17 protein-coding genes are annotated in these 22,284 nt (G+C 29.6%); 12 read left to right on the top strand and 5 right to left on the bottom strand.

The features are described 5' to 3' along the window. The first annotated feature begins 36 nt into the window (after positions 1-36). A complete protein-coding gene (locus L8W68_RS00220; RefSeq protein WP_263674545.1) occupies positions 37-1,146 on the top strand; it encodes a DUF4268 domain-containing protein in 1,110 nt (369 codons plus the stop codon). A 14-nt stretch (positions 1,147-1,160) separates the two neighbouring features. Here the strand turns inward: L8W68_RS00220 and L8W68_RS00215 are convergent, their stop codons facing one another. Continuing rightward, positions 1,161-4,673 carry an acyl-[ACP]--phospholipid O-acyltransferase gene (locus L8W68_RS00215; protein WP_412175547.1) on the bottom strand — a complete coding sequence of 1,171 codons (3,513 nt, stop codon included), beginning with the start codon at positions 4,671-4,673 and terminating at the stop codon, positions 1,161-1,163. A gap of 69 nt (positions 4,674-4,742) precedes the next feature. Continuing rightward, a complete protein-coding gene (locus L8W68_RS00210) occupies positions 4,743-5,351 on the bottom strand; it encodes an NAD(P)H-dependent oxidoreductase (RefSeq protein ID WP_263674543.1) in 609 nt (202 codons plus the stop codon). Between the two features lie 126 nt (positions 5,352-5,477). On the opposite strand from L8W68_RS00210, the gene L8W68_RS00205 reads away from it, so the two are divergent. From L8W68_RS00205 to gltS, 4 genes are all read left to right on the top strand, one after another. Next, complete coding sequence (locus L8W68_RS00205; RefSeq protein WP_263674542.1) at positions 5,478-6,611, top strand: efflux RND transporter periplasmic adaptor subunit; 1,134 nt, start codon at positions 5,478-5,480, stop codon at positions 6,609-6,611. After that, positions 6,608-8,539 (top strand): ABC transporter permease, encoded by a 1,932-nt coding sequence (locus L8W68_RS00200; protein ID WP_263674541.1) that lies wholly within the window; start codon positions 6,608-6,610, stop codon positions 8,537-8,539. The genes L8W68_RS00205 and L8W68_RS00200 overlap by 4 nt, the downstream gene beginning before the upstream one ends. A gap of 1 nt (position 8,540) precedes the next feature. After that, positions 8,541-9,881, top strand: a complete 1,341-nt coding sequence (locus L8W68_RS00195) for a TolC family protein (RefSeq protein ID WP_263674540.1) — start codon at positions 8,541-8,543, stop codon at positions 9,879-9,881. 115 nt (positions 9,882-9,996) lie between these two features. Next, a complete protein-coding gene (gene gltS / locus L8W68_RS00190; RefSeq protein ID WP_263674539.1) occupies positions 9,997-11,205 on the top strand; it encodes a sodium/glutamate symporter in 1,209 nt (402 codons plus the stop codon). Between the two features lie 23 nt (positions 11,206-11,228). Here the strand turns inward: gltS and nth are convergent, their stop codons facing one another. Beyond that, complete coding sequence (gene nth / locus L8W68_RS00185; protein ID WP_263674538.1) at positions 11,229-11,855, bottom strand: endonuclease III; 627 nt, start codon at positions 11,853-11,855, stop codon at positions 11,229-11,231. A 78-nt stretch (positions 11,856-11,933) separates the two neighbouring features. On the opposite strand from nth, the gene L8W68_RS00180 reads away from it, so the two are divergent. The 5 genes from L8W68_RS00180 to L8W68_RS00160 all read left to right on the top strand — a co-directional run bounded on the left by L8W68_RS00180 (position 11,934) and on the right by L8W68_RS00160 (position 17,028). After that, complete coding sequence (locus L8W68_RS00180; RefSeq protein WP_047208348.1) at positions 11,934-12,749, top strand: peptidylprolyl isomerase; 816 nt, start codon at positions 11,934-11,936, stop codon at positions 12,747-12,749. Beyond that, the gene (gene fbaA / locus L8W68_RS00175) at positions 12,749-13,813 is read left to right on the top strand and encodes a class II fructose-bisphosphate aldolase (protein ID WP_263674537.1); all 1,065 of its coding nucleotides are present in this window, start codon (positions 12,749-12,751) and stop codon (positions 13,811-13,813) included. Before L8W68_RS00180 ends, fbaA begins: the two co-directional genes overlap by 1 nt. Positions 13,814-13,888: 75 nt before the next feature. After that, positions 13,889-15,220, top strand: a complete 1,332-nt coding sequence (locus L8W68_RS00170; protein ID WP_039626332.1) for a MotA/TolQ/ExbB proton channel family protein — start codon at positions 13,889-13,891, stop codon at positions 15,218-15,220. Further along, entirely contained in the window at positions 15,207-16,157 is a 951-nt protein-coding gene (locus tag L8W68_RS00165) for an OmpA family protein (protein WP_263674536.1), read from the top strand. The genes L8W68_RS00170 and L8W68_RS00165 overlap by 14 nt, the downstream gene beginning before the upstream one ends. Beyond that, positions 16,144-17,028 carry a 1-aminocyclopropane-1-carboxylate deaminase/D-cysteine desulfhydrase gene (locus tag L8W68_RS00160; protein WP_263674535.1) on the top strand — a complete coding sequence of 295 codons (885 nt, stop codon included), beginning with the start codon at positions 16,144-16,146 and terminating at the stop codon, positions 17,026-17,028. The genes L8W68_RS00165 and L8W68_RS00160 overlap by 14 nt, the downstream gene beginning before the upstream one ends. Here the strand turns inward: L8W68_RS00160 and L8W68_RS00155 are convergent. Beyond that, positions 16,999-18,363, bottom strand: coding sequence for a sodium-dependent transporter (locus tag L8W68_RS00155; RefSeq protein WP_214126899.1), 1,365 nt, complete (start codon positions 18,361-18,363; stop codon positions 16,999-17,001). The two genes, L8W68_RS00160 and L8W68_RS00155, sit on opposite strands and share 30 nt — an antisense overlap. A gap of 102 nt (positions 18,364-18,465) precedes the next feature. Between L8W68_RS00155 and L8W68_RS00150 the strand changes: the two genes are divergently transcribed. Then, the gene (locus L8W68_RS00150) at positions 18,466-19,641 is read left to right on the top strand and encodes an NAD(P)/FAD-dependent oxidoreductase (RefSeq protein ID WP_263674534.1); all 1,176 of its coding nucleotides are present in this window, start codon (positions 18,466-18,468) and stop codon (positions 19,639-19,641) included. 22 nt (positions 19,642-19,663) lie between these two features. Here L8W68_RS00150 and dsbD read toward each other — a convergent pair whose 3' ends face one another. Continuing rightward, positions 19,664-21,355, bottom strand: a complete 1,692-nt coding sequence (dsbD, locus tag L8W68_RS00145) for a protein-disulfide reductase DsbD (protein ID WP_263674533.1) — start codon at positions 21,353-21,355, stop codon at positions 19,664-19,666. 92 nt (positions 21,356-21,447) lie between these two features. On the opposite strand from dsbD, the gene ppk2 reads away from it, so the two are divergent. Continuing rightward, on the top strand, positions 21,448-22,275 hold the full coding sequence (gene ppk2, locus L8W68_RS00140) for a polyphosphate kinase 2 (protein ID WP_263674532.1): 828 nt from the start codon (positions 21,448-21,450) through the stop codon (positions 22,273-22,275). The last annotated feature ends 9 nt before the right edge of the window (positions 22,276-22,284 follow it).

Here is a 22,284-nt window from a genome sequence, read left to right as displayed (position 1 = left end):
TAAAATTCATTAATAAAATTTAAAAAAGGCTAGCTTATGTATAAAATAAATAAAATAGAAAATTCTATTACAAAATTACCAGAAAAAAGTTTTAAAGATTTAAAATTTACAGAAAGAAACAATTTGCAAGAATGGATAGCAAAAAATCCTAGTTGTTTGGGTGAGGATTTGCTTATTATACAGAAAGAATTTCAAGACTTTGATGGCACTAATGAAAGATTGGATTTATTAGCTTTGGATAAAGAAGGCAATTTGGTAATCATAGAAAACAAACGAGATGATAGTGGAAAAGATGTAACTTGGCAAGCACTTAAATATGCTTCTTATTGTTCTACTTTTAGCAAGAGTGATATTGAAAAAATCTATCAACGGTTTTTAATAAATGAAAATTACAAGAAAAAATTATGCGAATTTTTTGGTGTTGATGAAGAAAATTATGATGATATAAGAATAGAAAATCAACATCAGCGCATTATTTTAGTAGCGGCAAATTTTAGAAAGGAAGTAACTTCAGCGGTTTTGTGGCTTATTAATCAAGGTTTGTTTATACAATGCTTTAGAGTTACACCTTATGAATTTAACCAAGAGTATTTTTTAAATGTAGAGCAAATAATACCTATAAAAGAAGCACAAGAATATATCGTAAAACTAGCAAAAAAAGAGCAAGAGCAAAATTTAATCAATAGTTCTCAAAAACAAAGACACAATATAAGATTTAAATTTTGGAATAAATTGTTAAATAAAATTAAAGAAGAAAAATTTGAGCTATTTTCCAATACTAAACCATCAAAAGACAATTGGATTAATACAGGAAGTGGAGTGGGATTTTGCCATTATGCTTTTGTTTTTAATAAAGATTGTGCTAGGGTTGAACTTTATATAGATAGTAAAGATAAAGAAAAAAACGAATGTATTTTTGACGGTTTTTTAGAATATAAAGAAAAAATAGAAAACCAGTTTGGAAAAACATTGACTTGGGAAAGATTGGAGGAAAAAAGAGCTTGTAGGATAAAGTATGAAAAAGAATTTGATTCTTATAATGAAGAAAATTGGGATGAGATTATAGAATTTATGATACAAAACATGCAAAAATTAGAAAAAAGTATGAAAGAAATTATCTATAAAATTAGTTTAGAATTAAAATAAGCCAAAGGCTTATTTTAATGAGTTTGTAAAATTTTAGCTAAATCTTTAGCACCTTTTAAATCCACTTTGCCAGAACCTAAAAGCGGAATTTGTTCTACTTTAAAATATTTACTTGGTTTAAAAATAGCAGGCATAGTAGAATTTTTAATCACTTCGCAAATTCCTTCAAAGTCTTGCTCTTGACATTCTACTAATAAACATACCATTTCACCTTTTTTATCATCATCTAGCGCAACTGCGCAAAATTTTACTATATCTGTATTGATAAATTTAGCAATTTCTTCTTCTAAAGCTCCTAAAGATATCATTTCCCCACCAATTTTTGCAAAACGAGAATAACGATCTACTATATATAAAAAGCCATCCTCATCTACATAGCCTTTATCGCCGGTATTATACCAGCGTATGCCATCGATTTCTTTGATAACTTCATCGGTTTTTTCTTTATTGTTTAAATAACCCACCATAACCTGATGGCCACCAATGAGTATTAATCCATCTTCTCCATGATTTAAATTTTCATAAGTAGATGGATCTACTATGCGTATAGCACTTCCTGGTAAAGGCATACCTACGCTACCTTCTTTATTTGCACGGTGTAAAATCCAATAATCAGGATCAAATTTATTTGGTAAGTTTACACTTGCAACCGGAGTGGTTTCAGTGGCCCCATAGCCTTCAAAAATAGGTTTTTTAAATTTCATTTCAAAGGCAGTTCTTACTTCGCTTTTGAGTTTTTCAGCACCTGAAACGATAATCCTTAAGCTTTCAAACATAATCGCATCAAGTTTTTTATTTCTTGCGTAAATACCTAGAAAAGTTGAAGTAGCACACATAATGCTAACATTATTTTTTACTATAGCTTTTGCTACACCTAGCGCATCTGTTGGGTCAGCATGTGTTATGCTTTTAATCCCTTCTAATAAAGGCATAAAAGTAGTTACAGTTAATCCAAAAGCATGAAAAGGCGGTAAAGAAGATAAGACAACATCTTCATTTTTTGCACATAATACATCTGAAATTTGAGCTATATTGCTTAAAATATTGCGATTATTTAGCATTACTCCTTTTGGCGTTCCCTCGCTACCACTACTAAATAATATAGCAGCTATGGCAAGGTTTTGTTTATTAGGTGCAAATAATGCTTTTATTAAACAAGTAGGTAAGATACTTACTAAAGCAAGCATAGAAAAGATTTTGAGTTTTTGTCTTTTAAAGCTTGCGATAACATCTTCCATAAAAATGATTCTAACATGCTCTTCAAATTCTAGTTTTATACCTTTATTTTCTAATTTTTCCATAAATTTTCTAGAAGTATAAATTTGTTGAATTTGAGAACTTTGAATAGCTTGATTGATTGCTTTTACACCTGCTGTGAAATTTAAATTTACCACGATTTTATTGGCAAGCAATACAGCTAGATTACAAAGAGAGCTAGCCATGGAAGCAGGGAGTAAAATTCCTACACATTCTTCTTTTGGAGCATAGCTTCCTTGGGTAGGTTGTATATTTAACTCATGCGATTTATTTTTTATAAAAGAACTAAAAACCAAACTTAAAGCAAGCATTTTTCTATAGGTAATACCACCTATTAAAGGATCAACAATAGCTATTTGACTTAAATTTCTTTTAGCGCTATCTATCCAAGCTCTGGCTATAGTATGCATACTTTCACATTGAGATTTCCAAGTAATAAAAGAAAGTTCAAAAACCTTTGCTTTGACCGCTTCTTTTTTAGTGTGTATTGGCAAGCTTTTTCCAAAAGCAATAGCGATTTTTCTTTTGCTTATTTTGCGATTTCTTGCTGAAAATTCTTCATCACTTCTTGAAAAAGCACTTCCCCAAAGTCCTCTAATATAAAAAGGTAAAATCACTCCATCTTGCTCTTCTAATTTTGAGCAAACTAACTCAAATCCGCCTTTAAATTCATTAAGTTGTCCATGGCGTGAAAGCACTCCTTCTGGGAAAAGGCAAACTAAATTTCCGTTTTTAATATGCATAGCAATAAGCTCTAAGCTTGATTTGCTAGAAGCACTTGAAACAGGAATAACTCCAAATTTATCAAGAAAAATTCTAATATACCACTTAGAATAAATGCTTTTTTCCATAACAAAATAAATTTTTCTTGGTATAGCCATTTGCACAATAGCCCAATCTATAAAAGATATATGATTACCAAGTAATAATGCTCCACCTTTTTCAGGAATATTTTCAAAACCTTCTACTAATAAATGATAGCGTTGAAAAAACGCTATACTCATTAATAAACGCACTAAAGAAAAAGGCAATTTACTTAACACATAAATGCTTCCAAAAAATGCCACAGCGATGATAAAATAAAACAAATTTATCACTTCAATTTTAGCATATGCAGCAAAAGTAGCTAGTGCCAAAAAGCCTAACATAAAAATATTTTGTATAAAATTATTTCCTGCTAAGACTTTTCCTAGTTCATTTTCTTTTGCATGAAATTGTATTAGAGAGTTTAAAGGTATGATAAAAAATGCCCCGCTTAAACCAAAAATAAAAAACACTACACTATAACTTAGTAAGTTTTCTAAAAATGGCATTAAAATACTCATTAGAAAAATCCCTAAAGCACCTAGTGGTATAAGACCTAATTCGATGTAATTTTTAGAAAACTTACCACTAATAAGCGATCCTATAATCACTCCTATACCAGAAAAAGCTAAAGAGCATTGTACATAAAAGGTATTTTCTATGAAAAGATCGTTTTTTGCATATACAGGAAAACTCACTAAATAAAGTTGTGATATGGCCCAAAAAAGTGAAATTCCTACAATACAAAGCCAAATGATTTTATGAGAAAATATTGTTTTTAAATTAGAGGCTAAAAGCTTTCCTTGGAAATATTGTTTTTTATCAAAACTTAAATTTTTATCTTCTTCTTTTAAGCTAGGAAGTTTATAAGCTAAAAAAAGTTCTAATACAGCAAAAGCTATTAATACAAAACCCAAAGGTGCAATTTGTGTTAAAATATCCGAAGGAGTGTTAAAATTTGGCTCAAAAAGCATTTCAAAGCTTAGAGAAAATACCGCCATACCCGCTAAAATAGCCACAATACTTACTGCATTGACAGCTCCATTTCCCATAGCTAAAAGATCTTTTCCTACTAATTCTTTTATAAAACCATATTTTGCAGGAGAGTATAAGGCAGATTGCACTCCCATGATAAAAGTCATTACAAAAGCAAGCCAAAATGCTCCAATATAATAACACAAACAAATAATACAAGTTAATATTACTGAAAATAATGCAGATATTTTCATGATATTATTTTTAGGAAATTTATCTGCTAAGAATCCAGAAGGTGAAAGCATAAGGATAAAAGGTAAAAGCATCAAAGCATTAACAATAGCAGTTAAAAAAAGTTGGGTGTTATCTTCATAAAATTTATAGATAGTGTTTTGTATAATGATTTTGTGTCCTAAATCCACAAAAGCGTTAATAAAAGCTACTGCTAAAAATGGCAATACGCCAAAAATCTTTAAAAAATTTCCTTGCATTAAAAACTCCATTTTATTTTAAAAATATTATTTTATTATATAAAATTTAAATGGAGTTTTGATATTTGATTAATCTTTAAATTCTACCACTTCATTAAATGTAAAACGAACTTTTTCTGTGCTAATATTTTCTTGAGTATGTCCTAAAGTAATGAGCATGGATACTCTTTGTTTAGTGGTGTCTAAATTTAAATATTGATTGATTTTATCTTTATCAAAGCCACCAATGATACATGAGCCCAAATTTAAACTATAAGCAGCATTGATAATATTTGCAATAGCAAGATAACTTTGTTCTTTGGCATAAATAAAACTTTGTTCTAAATCCATTGCATCTAAAAATGGCTTATAAGTTTGCAAGCGTTTGTTTAATTCTTCTTGGCTTAAACCTCTCTTTTTTAGTTTTTCTTCAAAATAATCCTTAAAATCAGCCCTTGAGATTACAACTATAATAGCAGCGCAATTTGCTACATGGCTTTGATTATTAGCTATTTTAGCAATTTCTTTTTTATGTTCATCTTTTTGAAAAACTAAGAATTTCCAAGGTTCAAGTCCTAAGGAGCTAGGAGATAATCTAGCACATTCTAAGATATATTCTAAATTCTCTTTAGAAATTTTTTCTTGGGTGTAAGCTCTAATAGAAGAGCGATTTTGCATTAAATTTAAATAATCTTGCATTATTTTTCCTTTTTTTATTTATCTTATATCTTATAAGCTTTAAAATTGTTAAAATTATATTTTATTGTTACAATTTTATTTTTACTTCATACAAATGTTTTATTATATGGTTTTTAAAGGATTACAATGAAAAAAATAATTTATTTAAGTATATTTTTGATTATACTCATTATAGGGGTGTATTTTTTCTTTTTTGCAAATAAGGAAGAATATAATTATCTAACCTATGAAGTTAAAAAACAAGACATCACTCAAAGTATAGAAGCAATAGGCGAAGTTTATGCAAAAACACAAGTTGATGTTGGTGCGCAAGTTAGTGGGCAAATTACTAAACTTTATGTAAAATTAGGTGATCATGTTAATGAGGGTGATTTAATCGCACAAATTGATAAAGATAAGCAACAAAATGATTTAGATATTACCAAAGCTCAGCTTGAAAGTGCAAAGGCAAATTTAGAAAGTAAAAAAATCGCTCTTGATATAGCTACTAAACAATACCAAAGAGAACAAAAGCTTTATGCTAAAAAGGCTACTTCCTTAGAAAATCTTGAAAATCTTAAAAATACTTTTTATGCTCTAAGGGCAAATGTGGCTGATTTAAAAGCTCAAACTACTCAACTTGAAATTTCTTTAAAAAATGCTCAAAAAGATTTAGCTTACACTACTATAACTGCACCTAGTAAGGGTGAGATTATTAATGTAGCAGTTGAAGAAGGTCAAACTGTAAATGCAAACCAAAATACACCAAGTATAGTGCGTTTGGCTGATTTAAGTGAAATGGAAATTCGTATGCAAATAGCTGAAGCTGATATTAATAAAATTAGTGTAGGAAAAAAAGTTAAATTTAGTATTTTAAATGAACCTGATAAAAAATACGAAGCAACTATTTCAAGCATAGATCCAGCAAATACTACCATAAGCGATGCAACAAGCAATACAAATTTAAACTCAAACTCAAGTACTAGCGCTAGTGCTGTGTATTATTATGCAAGGGTTTTTGTAAAAAATGATAATAATTTTTTACGCATAGGTATGAGTACAGAAAATGAAATTGCCATTAAAACAGAAAATAATACTTTAGTTATACCAACTTTAGCTATAAAAAGCGATACAAAAGGTTATTATGTAGAAATTTTAAAAGCAAATAATATAAGTGTGAAAACACCTGTTAAATTAGGTATTAAAGATAGTTTAAATACTCAAATTTTAGATGGTATTAATGAGGGCGATTTAGTTATCATAGGTAAAAATAAAAAATGATACGCTTAGAAAATATACAAAAAAAGATTAATAATACAACTATTTTAGAAAACATTAATCTTTATATTCAAAAGGGAGAATTTGTAGCCATTATAGGACAATCAGGTAGTGGAAAAACCTCTCTTTTAAATATTATAGGTACACTTGATGAACCAAGTAGTGGAAAATATTTTTTAGATGCATATGAAGTAACTAATTTAAGTAAAGATGAAAAAGCAAGGATTAGACGCGAAAAAATTGGTTTTATATTCCAAAGATATAATTTGCTTAGTCTTTTAAATGCTAAAGATAATGTCGCTTTACCTGCTGTTTATGCAGGCAAAAACAAATATGAAAGATCACAAAAGGCTAAAGAATTACTTTCTTTTTTAGAGCTTGATCATAAAGAACTATCAAAGCCAAATGAGCTAAGTGGTGGACAACAGCAAAGAGTTTCCATAGCAAGAGCTTTGATGAATGGTGGTGAGCTTATTTTAGCAGATGAGCCAACGGGTGCGCTTGATTCTAAAAGCGGTAAGATAGTTTTAGAAATTTTAAATAAACTAAATGAGCAAGGACACACCGTAGTTTTAGTTACTCATGATAGAGAAATAGCTGCTAGAGCAAAAAGAGTTATAGAAATTAAAGATGGTAAGATTATAAACGATAATGGTGTAAAAAAAGCAGACGAAATAAAAGCTAAGTTAATGCCAAAAGAGAAAAAAAGCTTTAATTTGCTTAAAAATCAGCTTTTTGAAAGTTTAAAAATGTCCATAGCTTCCATTGTAGCACACAAGCTACGTTCTTTGCTTACCATGCTTGGTATTATCATAGGCATAGCTTCAGTAGTTTGCGTGGTTGCTTTAGGACTTGGAGCCAAACAAAACATACTTGCTTCTATTAGCTCTATTGGGACTAATACCATAGAAGTTGTTTCAGGGCGTGGTTTGGGGGATATTCGATCAGGTAGAACAAGGCTAAATTTAAGTGATTTAAAAACCTTAAGTTCTTTGCCTTATTTAGAAGCAGTAGAAGCAGATGTAGGCAAAATAGGGGTGGTAACTTATAAGAATAATTCTTTGCAAGCTAGAATTTATGGAGTAGGGCCAAATCATCTAAGACTTAGAGGTTTTGTGATGGTAGATGGTAGATTTATTAATAATGAGGATATAAAAGATAATACTAATATTTGCATTATAGATGAAAATGCTTTGAGAATTTTATTTGATAATATTAGTGCTAAAGATGTTTTAGGTAAAAGCGTGATTTTTAACAAACAGCCTTTAACCATAGTTGGCGTTTTAAAAAAAGAAAGAGATAATAAAGGCTTTAGAGCCGATGAGAATACTATTAAAATTTATACTCCTTATTCTACTTTGATGAATAAAATCACAGGGGATAAGCAAATAAGAGCTATAGTAACTAAGGTAAAAGATGAGGTAAATCCTGCTTTAGCTGAAGAGGCTATGGTAAAAATTTTAGAAATTAAACGCGGAAAAAAAGATTTTTTCACTATAAATTCTGACGCAATTAAAAATGCCATTGAGGAAAATACTGCTACTTTGACTTTACTTATTTCTTCTATTGCGGTAGTGTCTTTAATAGTAGGTGGTATTGGTGTGATGAATATCATGCTTGTTTCAGTAAGTGAGCGTACAAGGGAAATTGGAGTTAGAATGGCTATTGGAGCTAGAAAAGAAGATATTTTAATGCAGTTTTTAATCGAAGCTGTATTGATTTGTTCTTTGGGGGCTATTTTTGGAGTAATACTTTCTTTTATTATCATTGAAGTATTTAATTCTTTAAATTTTGGTTTTACGATGATACTTTCATTAAATTCAGTATTTTTAGGGCTTTTAAGTTCAGTTTTAATCGGAGTGGTTTTTGGATTTTTCCCAGCAAAAAATGCAGCAAATTTAAATCCTATTAGCGCTTTATCAAAGGAATGAGATGAGAATATTTTTATTATTTTTTATAGCCTTTTTTTTAAATGCTTGCGTAGGAGTAAAATTAGAGCAAGTATCTCAAGAGCAAATAAAAAAAGAATATTTTGAAGATTTTAATGCAAGCAAGGCTTGGTGGGAAAAATATAATAATCAAGATTTAAATAATATTTTAAAAGCTATTATTGATAACAACAAAGATCTAAATGTAGCAAGAGTTAATTTTTTAAGCACTTTAGCTAGATATAAGCTTTTAAATTTAGATCTTTATCCTACTTTGAGTGGAAATTTAGGTGCAAATATAAGAAAAAATTTAAACAATGGCACAAAAATGCATAGTTTCTCAAATGGCATTATGTTAAATTATGAGCTTGATATATATGGCAAAATTTCAGATCAAGTTGCTAGTTCTGAATTTTTAGCAAAAGCAAGCGAATATGAGTTGCGTTCTTTAGAGCTTGATACAATTAATTTAGCGATTAATAGTATTTTTGAATTGATTTATTTTAATGATGTAGATCGCTTGCTAAACAATCATTTAAAAAATCTTGAGCAAATGCTAGAAATTTATACTACTAAATTTGATTATGGCAAGGTTGAGTATATTGATCTTTTAAATATCAAAAAGTCTTTATTAAACACTAAACAAAATATCATTACAAATTTGCAAAATAAAGACTTAACACTTAAAAATATAAAAGATTTGCTAGGTAAAGATGATGAACGTTTGATTAATAAAATGCTAAATTATACACTTGAAGATTTTTCTTTGCAAAAAATTAATTTTGATATAGAATTAAAAATGCTTGCTTATAGACCACAAGTTCAAGCAAAGCTAAATCAACTTATGGCTTCTTATAAGGATTATGCAAGTGTGCAAAAAAGTATTTTACCTAGTATAAAAATATTAGGAAATTTAGATGGGAATGATAAAAATATTGATGAGAGTTTTAAATTTTTAATCTTAGGTGGAAATGTTGTTATTGACTTACCATTTTTGGACTTTTATAGAGTAAGACAAAATGTAAAAATTTCTGAATTTACATACCAAGCACACTTATATGAGTATAAAGACGCATTGCAAAGAGCCATTCATGAGTTTAAACTTTGTTATGAAAATGATAAATACTATAATGATTTGTTAAATTTAGTAAAAGATATCAATACTAACCAAGCAAAAATTACACAATTATATTTTAAAAAATACGAACTAGGGCGTAATGAGCTAAAAGATTATCTTGATGCGGATGCTTTGCTTATTAATTCATTCCAAGAGCTTAGTAGAGCAAAACTATCTTTGCTTAAAAATATTAATTTGTATCATAATATAGTATTAATTTCAGAGTAGAAAAGACTTAAAAATGTTTCATTTTGTAATATTTTAAGTAAAGAATAATATTTATTTGCGTTGTTTTAAAGTCATTTAGAATACAATTGATGAATAAATCAAACAAAGGAGAGGTATGAAATTTGATTTTTATGCAACGCTAGTTACTATGGTTATAGTATTGCTTTTGGGCGTTTTTGTCATCAAAAGGGTAAAATTTCTTCGTGATTATAATATCCCTGAGCCAGTTGTTGGTGGTGGAATAGCTGCGATTATTCTTTTAATCTTGCATAGTTCTTTTTCATTAAATATTAAATTTGATGAATCTATGAAAGATCCGCTAATGCTTGCATTTTTTTCAAGTATTGGTTTGTTGGCTGATTTTGCTTCATTAAAAAAAGGCGGTAAAAAGTTAGCAATTTTTTTAGTAGTAGTTGTAGGCTTGCTTTTTGCTCAAAATATAGTTGGTATAGGTGTGGCAAGTGCTATGGGGCAAAATCCACTAATGGGACTTATAGCAGGTTCTGTTACAATGAGTGGTGGCCATGGAACAGGTGCAGCTTGGGCGGCTGAATTTATTAAAGAACCTTATTTGTATTCTAGTGCAACTACTGTTGCTATTGCTTGTGCGACTTTTGGGCTTATCTCAGGTGGTATCATAGGTGGACCTGTTGCAAGATATTTGGTTAATAAATACAAATTAGTAGTTCCAAAACAAAATGATGATAAAGATGCGATTTTAAATTTCCAATCTCCAGAAAAAGAAAGATTAATCACCCCATCTTCTTTTATAGAGTCTTTAGCATTGATTGCTTTATGTTTATTAATAGGTAATGCTTTATCTACTTATATTAAAACAAATACAGGTTTTACTTTACCAACTTTTGTGTATTGTCTTTTTGTGGGTGTTGTTTTAAGAAATGTTTTATCAGCTACAAAAATTCATCATGTGTTTGATAGAGAAGTATCAGTTTTAGGTAATGTAAGCTTGTCTTTATTCTTAGCTTTAGCACTAATGACTATTAATCTTTGGGATCTAGTAACCCTTGCACTACCGATGCTAGTAATTTTAGTAGTACAAGTTGCTATGATGGCTGCTTATGCTATATTTATCACTTTTAGGGTATGTGGAAAAGATTATGACGCAGCAGTTTTAGCAGCAGGGCATTGTGGTTTTGGTTTGGGCGCTACTCCAACAGCTATGGTAAATATGCAAACTGTAACAAATCACTATGGTATGAGCCATATGGCATTTATTATTGTACCTTTAGTAGGTGCATTTTTCATAGATATAGTAAATGCTTTAGTGATTAATGCTTTCTTGTATCTACCATTCTTTCATTAAAATCATCTAGCACTAATTTGGTGCTAGATTAATTTTTTATCTTTACTCTTACATAAATGATTTAAAAAACACTCTTTACATAAAGGATTTTTGGCTTTACATGTATAACGTCCAAAAAGCACCATGGCTTGATGAAGATAGTTTAGATTATCTTTAAAAATTTTAGTTAAGTCTTTTTCAGTTTCTTCAGGGGTTTTGGCTTTGCTAAGATTAAGTCTATGCGAAACTCTAAATACATGAGTATCTACAGCCATGCAATTAGCCCCACACCATTCTATCATCACTACATGTGCGGTTTTTTGTCCTACACCTGCTAGAGTTTTTAAATCTTGCTCATTCATAGGAATTTCGCCATTAAATTGCTCACAAACTGCTTGAGCCATTTTGATTAAATTTTGTGCTTTATTATTATAAAATGAGCAAGAATTAATCAAAAGCTTTAAAGATGATAAATTTGCCTTAGCTAAATCTTGCACACTAGGATAAGCTTTAAATAAAGCCGGCGTGATGAGATTAACCCTTTTATCGGTACATTGAGCTGAAAGCATAACACAAACTATAAGTTCATAAGCATTACTAAAAACTAATTCTGTTTTTGCCTCTCCAAAATGCTCTAAAAATAATTTTTTAATTTCTAAATTTCTTTTCATAAACTTATTGTATGTTAATCGGCTTTAAATAAAGTTTAGATATAATAAAATCAACAAAACTATTTCAAAGGAAAAACAATGAAAAAAATTTCTTTAGTTGCTGCGGCTTTATTAACAGGTTTGAGTTTAAATGCTGCGGTGGTTGCAACCCTTGATGGAAACAATATCAGCGATACAGAAGTGAATGAATTTTTTGCTCCTATGCTAAGAGGTGCTAAAATCACTGATTTACCAGCTGAACAAAAAAAAGCAATTATTGATCAATATATCGTTCAACAACTTGTATTAAAAGACGCTAAAGCTCAAAAAATAGAAAATGATCCTTCATATAAAGAAGAATTAGAGCGTGCTAAAGAAGCTATTTTGGTAAATATCTACCAAAAGAAAATTTTTGATTCAATTAAAAATAATGATGCTAAAGCTAAAAAATTCTATGAAGCAAATAAAGATAAATTTACTAAACCAGCTCAGGTAAAAGCTAAGCATATTTTGGTAACTAGTGAAAAAGAAGCTAAAGATATTATTGCCGAGCTTAGTAAGCTAAGTGGAAAAGCTTTAAATGATAAATTTGCTCAACTTGCAAAAGAAAAATCAATCGACAAAGGTTCTTCAGCTCAAGGTGGTGATCTTGGTTGGTTTGCTGAATCAACTATGGTAAAACCATTTGCTGATGCAGCTTTTTCTATGAAAAAAGGTACTATTTCTAAAACACCTATAAAGAGTGATTTTGGATATCATGTTATCTTAAAAGAAGATGCTAGAGCAAAAAGTACTATGAGCTATAATGAAGTAAAAGCAGGTATTGAAAGCAATATCAAAATGGAAGAATTTAAAGAACTTATGAATAAAAAAGCTCAAGAACTTCTTCAAAAAGCAAAAGTGGAATACAAATAATGGGTGTATTAGATCTTGTTAAACCAGGTGTTTTAAGTGGTGATGATCTAAATATCGTATATAATCATGCAAAAAAAGAAGGATTTGCTATCCCTGCGGTAAATGTCGTGGGGACAAATTCTATCAATGCGGTTTTAGAAAGTGCTAAAAAGGTTAATTCACCTGTGATTATTCAGTTTTCAAATGGAGGAGCTAAATTTGTAGCAGGAAAAGCTTGCCCAAAAGCTGATGTACTTGGTGCTATAAGTGGTGCAAGACATGTGCATTTAATGGCAAAAGATTATGGAATTCCGGTGATTTTACACACAGATCATGCTGCTAGAAAACTACTTCCTTGGATTGATGCTTTGATTGAAGCAAATATTGAGTTTAAAAAAGAAACAGGCAAACCTTTGTTTAGTTCTCATATGATTGACTTAAGTGAAGAGGATTTAGAAAGCAATCTAAGTACTTGCGAAAATTATCTAAAACAAATGTCTGAACTTGGAATTTCTTTAGAGCTTGAGCTAGGATGTACGGGTGGTGAAGAAGATGGAGTGGATAATACTAATATCGATAATGCAAAATTATACACTCAGCCTGAAGATGTAGCATTAGCTTATGAGAGACTTTCTAAAATTAGTGATAGATTTTCAATTGCAGCTAGTTTTGGTAATGTACATGGAGTATATAAACCAGGAAATGTGATTTTAAGACCTGAAATTCTTAAAAACTCTCAAAATTATGTAAAAGAAAAATTCAATCTTGGTGAAGATAAACCAATCAATTTTGTTTTCCATGGTGGTAGCGGTAGCGATATAGAGGATATCAAAGCAGCACTTAGCTACGGTGTAATTAAAATGAATATTGATACAGATACACAATGGGCTTTTTGGGATGGTGTTAGAGAATATGAGCTTAAAAATAAAGCTTATTTGCAAGGCCAAATTGGTAATCCAGATGGAGAAGATAAGCCAAATAAAAAATATTATGATCCAAGAGTATGGCTTAGAGCGGGCGAAGAGAGTATGATCAAACGCTTAGAATGTGCTTTTAGTGATTTAAATTGTATCGATAGAAACTAAGAGTTTTATAACTCTTAGTTGATTTTCCTGTGAAGATTTCAAATTTTTAGAGTAAAATTAACAAAGGTTTATAAAATGGAAGTTAAAACAACTGATGATTTTTCTGATCTTGTATTACCTGAAGGAAAAGGTAGCACAGGAATTGTTGCTTATTTAAAGATTATTTTTATCCCTGCTATATTGTATATTTTAGTGCTTTTAGGGTATTTTGGAAAGATTGATTTTAAAGTAGAATTACATAGTGTTGTAATGATAGGGATTATCTTTTTAGTGGCTTTGATCTTTGCTAGACATAGTGCTGATTATGCTTCAAGTATTTTTGAGCAACAAAAAGATGAATTTAAGCTGATATTGAAACGCTATATTATGAAGCATTTTTTAGTTATAGGTAAAGAAACAAAGTCAAATGCTAGTTTTGATGATTTTGCATATGCTTATGTGAAAGATTTGAGAAATGAAAATTTTGCTTCTGTGGGTGCAGCTATTTTTCCTATGCTTGGTATTTTAGGAACTTTTATAAGTATAGCCATGTCTATGCCAAATTTTAATTCAAGCGACACAGCAGGCTTAGAACAAGAGATTTCAGTTTTATTAAATGGAGTAGGAACAGCCTTTTATGTATCAATTTATGGAATTTTCTTAGCACTTTGGTGGATATTTTTTGAAAAATACGGTAGTAGTAAATTCCAAAAACTTCTAAATCGTCAAAAAAACGCAACAAGCGATTTTTTTTGGTCTAAAGAAGAAATTGATAGAAAATACCTTCAAGAAAGTTTGCAACATTTTGAAAAAATAGGCACGATTTTTGAACATGTAAGCAATGAGGAATTTTTTAAAGAACTAGATAATACAATAGATAGAAAATTCAAAGTTTTTCAAGAGCTTGTAAATGCTGAAGAAAAAGCTGTAAGATTAAGCAGTGAGCATGTAAAACAAACTATGAGTGATTTATCTAAAACCCAAAGAGAGCAAAAAGATATTGTTAAAACTTATAGCGAGATTGCAAATGCGGTAAATATGTTAAATTCAAACATAAAAGATTTAACCTTAAGAATTTCAGAGCAATATAATAGACTCTTAGATGTGAGTTCAGATAAGATTGTGCATTTAGATAAAAGTGTGAGTGCTTTAGATGAAAAGGTAAATAATTTTTCAAATAATATTGAAAAATATCAAAATCTTATGCTTGATAATCAAACTAAGCTTTTTGAAGGCTTTAGGGCAAGTATTATAGAGGGCATGCATACTTTTAAAGAAGCTTATGAAGATGAAAAAAATATTGACGAAAAAATTTCACTAATGCAAGAATTTAAAGAAGAAAGCAAAGAATTAGATGAGCAAACCACACAAGTTATTGCAAAGCTTGAAAATCAAAAAGAAGATGAAAAAATAGATGATAAAAAATAATTCTAGCAATGAAGAAAATAATTTTTGGATAGCTTATGCAGATTTAATGGCAGGCTTGCTTTTTATATTTATTTTGCTTATTGGAGCTATAGTTGTTAAGTATGTTTTAACTCAAAGTGATTTACAAATCATAAAAGAAAATTTGCAAAAACAAGAAGAACGCTTAAGAGAGAATAAAGAAGAATTAAATCAAAAAGAAGATATTTTAAAAAGTCTTAGCCAAAAATTAAGTAATACCTCAAGTACGCTTGATAATATCAGCAAACAAAAACAAGCTTTAGAAGCTAATATTACTAAACTTAATCAAGATTTAAATTCAAGTTTAGATGAAAAAGATCAGCAAATTTTTGCTTTACTTGAAAGATTAAATAAAAAAGATGAGGAAAACAAAGAATTAGAGCGTAATTTTGATGAGGCGAAAAGCAAAATCAAAGAACTAGGATTAATCAAAGAAAATACCATCAAAAATCTTCAAGCAAAATTTGATACTAATATTACCTTAGATTCTAATACAGGCGCGATAGTTTTACCTTCTGAAGTGCTTTTTGATACAAATTCTTTTACTCTAAAAGCTCAAGCAAAAGAGAATTTAAAGGCAATTTTAACACAGTATTTTGACAATATCTTAAAAGATGAAAATATCTTAAATAGTATAGAAAATATAGTCATAGAAGGTCACACAGATAGTGCAGGCTCTTATATATATAATCTTGATTTATCACAAAAAAGAGCTTATGCTGTGATGAGTTTTATACACTCATTTTACAAAGATCCAAGATTGCAAAAACTTTTAATGGCAAGTGGTAGATCTTATTCTGATGTGATTATGAAAGATGGTAAAGAAGACAAAGAGGCAAGTCGTAGAATAGAGATTAAGTTTAATATCAATACAAATAATGCTTTAGAAAAGGTTGAAAAATACCTTGATAGCAAGTAGAATTGATGTTTTAAAATACAAAGATTTTGAATTTTTACTTAAAAGAGATGATTTACTAGGTTATATTAATGGAAATAAGGCTAGAAAACTAGCCTTTTTTGAAAAAAATAAACATTTATTTAAAAAAGGACAAAGATTTATTTCTTTTGGCTCCTCTCAAAGTAATGCTTTAGTTGCTTTAGCTAAGTTTTGTTACGAAAATGATTTTTTGCTTATTTTTGTTTGTGAAAAAATGAGTTCTTTTTTAAAAGAAAATCCCCATGGAAATTTAGAATTTGCATTAAAACACAATGTGAAGTTGATAGAAAATATAAATTATCCCACAAGAAGACTGCAAGCTCTAGCCTTGAAAAAAGATGATGATATTTTTATAGAAGAGGGTGTGGCTATAAAAGAAGCTGAATTTGGATACCAGCAACTAGCCTTAGAGCTTAGTGAGCAGTTAAGTGAAACTGTAAGTATTTTTTTACCTTCAGGTACAGGAACTTCTGCGGCTTTTTTGGCTAAACATAGTAAATTTAAAGTTTTTACATGTGCTTGTGTGGGCGATAGTGCATATTTAAAAGAGCAAATTTTAAGCTTAGAGCCAAATTATGATTTTGATAATTTAACCATATTAAATTCACCTAAAAAATATCATTTTGCTAAGCCTTATTTAGAATTTTATGAGCTTTATAAGGATTTAAAAAAAGAATGTGGAGTGGAGTTTGATTTGCTTTATGATATGGTGGGTTTTAAAACTTTATTAGCTCATAAAGAGCAATTTGGTGGAAAAATCTTATATATCCATCAAGGAGGCCTTGAAGGAAATATAAGCATGTTAAAGCGTTATGAGTATAAATTAAAAAATTCCAAAATAAAAAATCACTAAGATAATCAAAGGTATAATAAATTTAACATAATAATACCATAATTTAAAAATACTTCCTTTTAGGGTATTTTGATTGGAAAGTTCATAAATAGCATCTTTTTTAAGCACCCAACCTACATAAATACAACAAAAAAATGCGGTTAAAACAAAGAATATATTTCCACTAATAAAATCAAAGCTATCAAAAATATTTTTTCCCTTGATGATAGTAATATCTCTTAAAGGACCATAGGTAAGTATACATGGTAAATTCCCTAAAACAAAAATACTTCCAAGTGTTAGATTAATAGCGGTATTTTTAGCTAGTTTAAATTTTTCCTCTAAAACACTAATGATTACTTGATAAATTGGTAAGCTTGTAGTAAGTGCAGCGATGATTAAAAGCAAAAAGAAAAACACACAAATTATACTTCCAAAAGGTATATGTGAAAATGCAACGGGCAAGGTTTTAAAAACCAAAGATGGCCCACTATCAGGGGTTAAACCTACGCTAAATAAAGCAGGGAAAATCATAAATCCAGCAAGCACTGCTATGAGGGTGTTTAAAATTCCTGTATAAACAGAAGTTTTGATTAAATTCTCATTTTTCTTAAGGTGAGATGATAAGGTTATCATTACACCAAAACCCAAAGATAGGGCAAAAAATACTTGTCCTAAAACATCTATAAACAATTTAGGAGTGATTTTAGAAAGATCAGGAGTAAGGTAAAATTTCACACCCTCACTTGCTCCTTCGAGAGTTAAATTGCGCGCAACAACAACCAAAAGACAGATAAATAAAAATGGCATAAGGTATTTTACTGACTTTTCTATGCCATCAATCACACCTTTTTTTAAGATAATCCAATTAATTATCACAAATATAGTAGTAAAAATTCCTATTAATAAAGGATTATTTTCTATAGTAGAGCTATAAAATTCGCTTGTATATTGAGCGTTAATGGGACTTGAAAGATTAAAATCGCCTATGATAATTTTAAAAATATAAGCTAAAACCCATCCGCCTATTACCATATAATAAGCCATGATTCCAAAACTTCCCAAAAGTCCCATATAGCCAACACCTTGCCAAGAATTAGATATTTTAACTCCATCGCTTGTTTTTCCGCCAAAAGCATCGACTGAATTTAGCATTCTGCGTCTTCCTATGACATTTTCGACCAAAATCACAGGAATTCCTATAAAAATCATAGCTATACAAAAGGCCAAAACATAAGCACCGCCTCCATTTTCACCCACTAAATATGGAAAACGCCAAGTGGCTCCAAAACCAATAGTCGCTCCTGCTACTGTAAGGATATAAGTTAGCGTATTGCTCCAAGTTTGTCTTTGCATGCTTTTTCCTTGCTAAATTTAAATAAAAAATATTTTAAGATAAAAAATAATACCATTATGCCAAATTTTTATTTATTTTTTTATCAAATTAGAGGAAAATCCATGCAAAAAAAGAAAATTTTGTTTTTAGGTGCAGGATATGCTACTTTATCGGCTATAAAAGCCTTACCTGATGAGTTTTTTGAAAAAGCACAAGTGAGTTTGATTAATAACAATTCTTATCATTATCATACTATTTTACTACACAAAGTAGCTTCAAATGAAAATATTTATAGTTCAAAATATGATCTTTTACCTTTATTAAATCCAAAAATCAACTTTATCCAAGATGAAGTTTTAAAAATTTCTAAAGACAAAGTTTTTACTAAAAATAATGAATTTGACTTTGATATTTTAGTATGTGGGCTTGGTTTTGCGAAGGAAACTTTTGGCATTAAAGGTATGCAAGAATATGCTTTGAGTATAGACAATTATGAAAATGCTTTAAAAATTAATGAAATAATATATGAGAAAATAAAAAATTACAAAACCACCCAAAATGAAGATGATTTAAAAATCACAGTTTGTGGCGGGGGCTTAAGCGGGGTTGAATTTGTAGCTTCTTTAGCTAAAGAGCTTAAAATATTTTGTCAAAAAGAGCAAATTTCTTATGAGAAATTAGAACTCTCTATTATTGAAGCTATGGATCAAATTTTACCTATGTTTGATAAAAGTTTGGCTTTAAAAGCAAGGCAAAGGCTAGAAGCACTTGGTGTGAAAGTATATGAAAAATCTAAAATTATAGAATGTGAAAAAAATGGTATAAGGCTTGATGGGGGAGAATTTATTAAAGCTAATACTATTATTTGGACTGCAGGAGTTAGAGGTAATAGTGTTATAGAAAATAGCTCAGATTTTCCAAGCACAAGATCGCGTATAGAAGTAGATGTTTTTATGCATCCATTAAATGTTGAAAATTCATCAAAATACTTTTTTATAGGCGATAATAGTTTATTTAAAAACCCTAAAACTAACACTCCATATCCTCCAACAGCCCAGCTTGCATTAAGAGAAGGAGCTTATGTGGCTAAAGCTTTAATGGCTATGATTGATGAGAAAGAATTTAAACAAGAATTTTCTTTTGTGAGTGGAAATACCGTTTGTTCAATCGGAAAAGATTATGCAGTTGGCACGGTTTTACATAAACCAATTAGCGGTCTTTTGGCAATAAAACTTAAAATTTTTATAGAAAAACTATGGCAATATCAGCTTGAAGGATTGAAAGGTTTTTTGAAATAAAATTAATTTTAAATAGAGTCCTTTAAGGAACTCTATTTAAAAATTCATTTGCATCTACATAGCCTATAATGCGTCCTTTTTCTTCACTTTTGTTAAAAAATATCATCACAGGAGGCCCAAAAACTCCAAATTCTTTCATAAGAGCTAAATCTTCTTGGCTATTATGTGTTACATCTGCTTTTAAAAGTGTGTAATTAGCAAGCAAATTTTGTACTTTTGCATCTGTAAAAGTATATTCTTCTAAAAGTTTGCAGTTTTCACACCAAGCAGCTGTAAATTCAAGCATAACAGGTTTGGCAGAATTTTGTAATTCTTGCTTAAGTTCTTTTAAATTTTTAATGGTTTTAAAACTTAAACTAGGGCTATTTTCTTTTGAAGCAAGATTAAATTCAAGAGGTTTTAGTAAGCTTTTTGAACCCATTGAGCCGCCTAAAATTAGGCTTAAACTATAAGCTAAAATTAAAATCATACTTGCTTTTTTAAATTTATCAAAATTAGTTTTAGCTTCATCAAATAAACCCATAAAACTAACAAAAAATATCCCTATAATTCCATAAAGTATCAAAATGATATTTGCACTAAGTATTCTTTCTAGCATCCAAACTGCCATAATGAGCATGATAAAACCAAAGAAAATCTTTATCTTAAGCATCCAAGTCCCACTTTTTAAAAGATTTCCTCCAAGACCTATTAAGAGTAAAGGCATGCCCATACCAAAACTCATCACAAATAAAGAAAGTCCTCCCAAAAATACATCACCACTATTAGTAATATAAAGCAAAGCTCCTGCTAAAGGTGCAGCCACGCAAGGACCTACAATAAGAGCTGATAAAAAGCCCATGATAGCTATACCAAAAACTCCATTTTTGCCTTCTATTTTTTTATTGATAAAATTTTGAAATTTAAGCGGTAGTTGTAATTCATAAAGTCCAAACATAGAAAGTGAAAGTAATACAAAAATGCCTGCAAAAGTAATGATAATCCAAGGTTGTTGTAATAAACCTTGTACATTAGCCCCTGCAAGGCCTACTAAAGCACCTGCTATAGCATAAGCTAAAGACATAAAAAAGACATAGATAAAAGATAAATAAAAGCTATGTTTTTTAGATGGTTTGTCTTTGAGCTTCATTGCAATTAATGAAGAAAGAATAGGTATCATTGGTAAAATACAAGGAGTAAGTGCTAATAATAAGCCATAGCCAAAAAAAGTTAAAAGTGTGATAAATATATTTTGTGTGCTTAAATCATTAGCAATTTGCTCATCTTCATTTTGCTTTTTAAATTGATCTTTAGTGGATTTTATAGCATAAATTCCATTTTGTTTATTAAGTTCATAATTTACATATACAGGACGATAGCATAAACCTTCTTCTGAGCAACCTTGATAAGCTAGGGAAAGTTTTGCTTTGTTATTTTTAATAAAATCATCTAATAATAATTGAGGTATGAAAAGTTCAAGTTGGCTAAAGATTACTTCTTTGTTTTCTCTAGTTTGAGTTTGTGGGAAATTTAATAAAGAAGTAATGTCATTAGAGTCTAATTCTACTTTGATTTGATCTTTGTAAAGATAAATTCTATCTGCAAGATTGATTTTTAAAAAAATTCCTTGATTGTTGCTATGGGTATTGAGTTTAAAAGCTTCATTGAGTGATAATATTCCATTATTAGCAAAAGCTAAATTGAAAAAAATAAAAAATACCGCTAAAAAACGCATTTTTCTCCTTAAAATTGAAAATTAAATTTGTTTTATTTTACTTATTTGTGGTAAATTTAAGTTAATAATTATCCTAAATTAAGGAGCCTGTTATGGACAAGGACAAATTTACTCTCATTAAGGTAAAAAAATCAACGCTTGAGTATGAAAGCGAGCTTAAAAGATTACAAATTGAGCTTTTGAAATTTCAAAATCATGTTAAAGATAAAGGATTAAAAGTTTTGATTTTAATCGAAGGACGCGATGCAGCAGGAAAAGGTGGCGCTATTAAAAGATTAATTGAGCATTTAAACCCTAGAGGTTGTCGTGTGGTGGCACTTGAAAAGCCAAGTGATGTGGAAAGAACTCAGTGGTATTTTCAACGTTATGTGACGCATTTACCTGCAGCAGGAGAAATAGTGATTTTTGATAGATCATGGTATAATAGAGCAGGAGTAGAGCCTGTGATGGGTTTTTGTACTCCAAATGAGCATAAAAAATTCTTGCGCGAGGTGGCTTCTTTTGAAGAGATGTTGCTTGATAGTGGAATTTTATTTTTTAAATTTTATTTTTCAGTTTCTAAACAAGAGCAAAAAAGACGTTTTGAGCAAAGAAGAACAGATCCACTAAAACAATACAAATTATCTCCGGTTGATGAAAAATCCCAAGAATTATGGGACAAATACACCCTAGCAAAATATTCTATGCTTTTAGCTTCTAATACACCAAAATGTCCTTGGGTGATTATTAATTCAGATAGTAAAAAGAAAGCAAGAATCAATTTGTTTAAGTATTTACTTAGTGTTTTAGAATATCCAAATAAAATTAAAAATAAGTATTTTAAATACGATAAAAAATTAGTCCGTAGTGGCGAAGAAGAAATTCGCAAAATGGAGCTTAGTTTAAATGATGAAAAACTTAAAAAATTTGATAAAAAATAAGGGATAGAA

The sequence above is a fragment of the Campylobacter sp. FU_497 genome (assembly GCF_025772425.1).
Lineage (GTDB): Bacteria > Campylobacterota > Campylobacteria > Campylobacterales > Campylobacteraceae > Campylobacter_D > Campylobacter_D lari_C.
The sequence above is the reverse complement of the archived record's forward strand: the minus strand, read 5'-3'. Positions and strand labels throughout refer to the sequence as shown.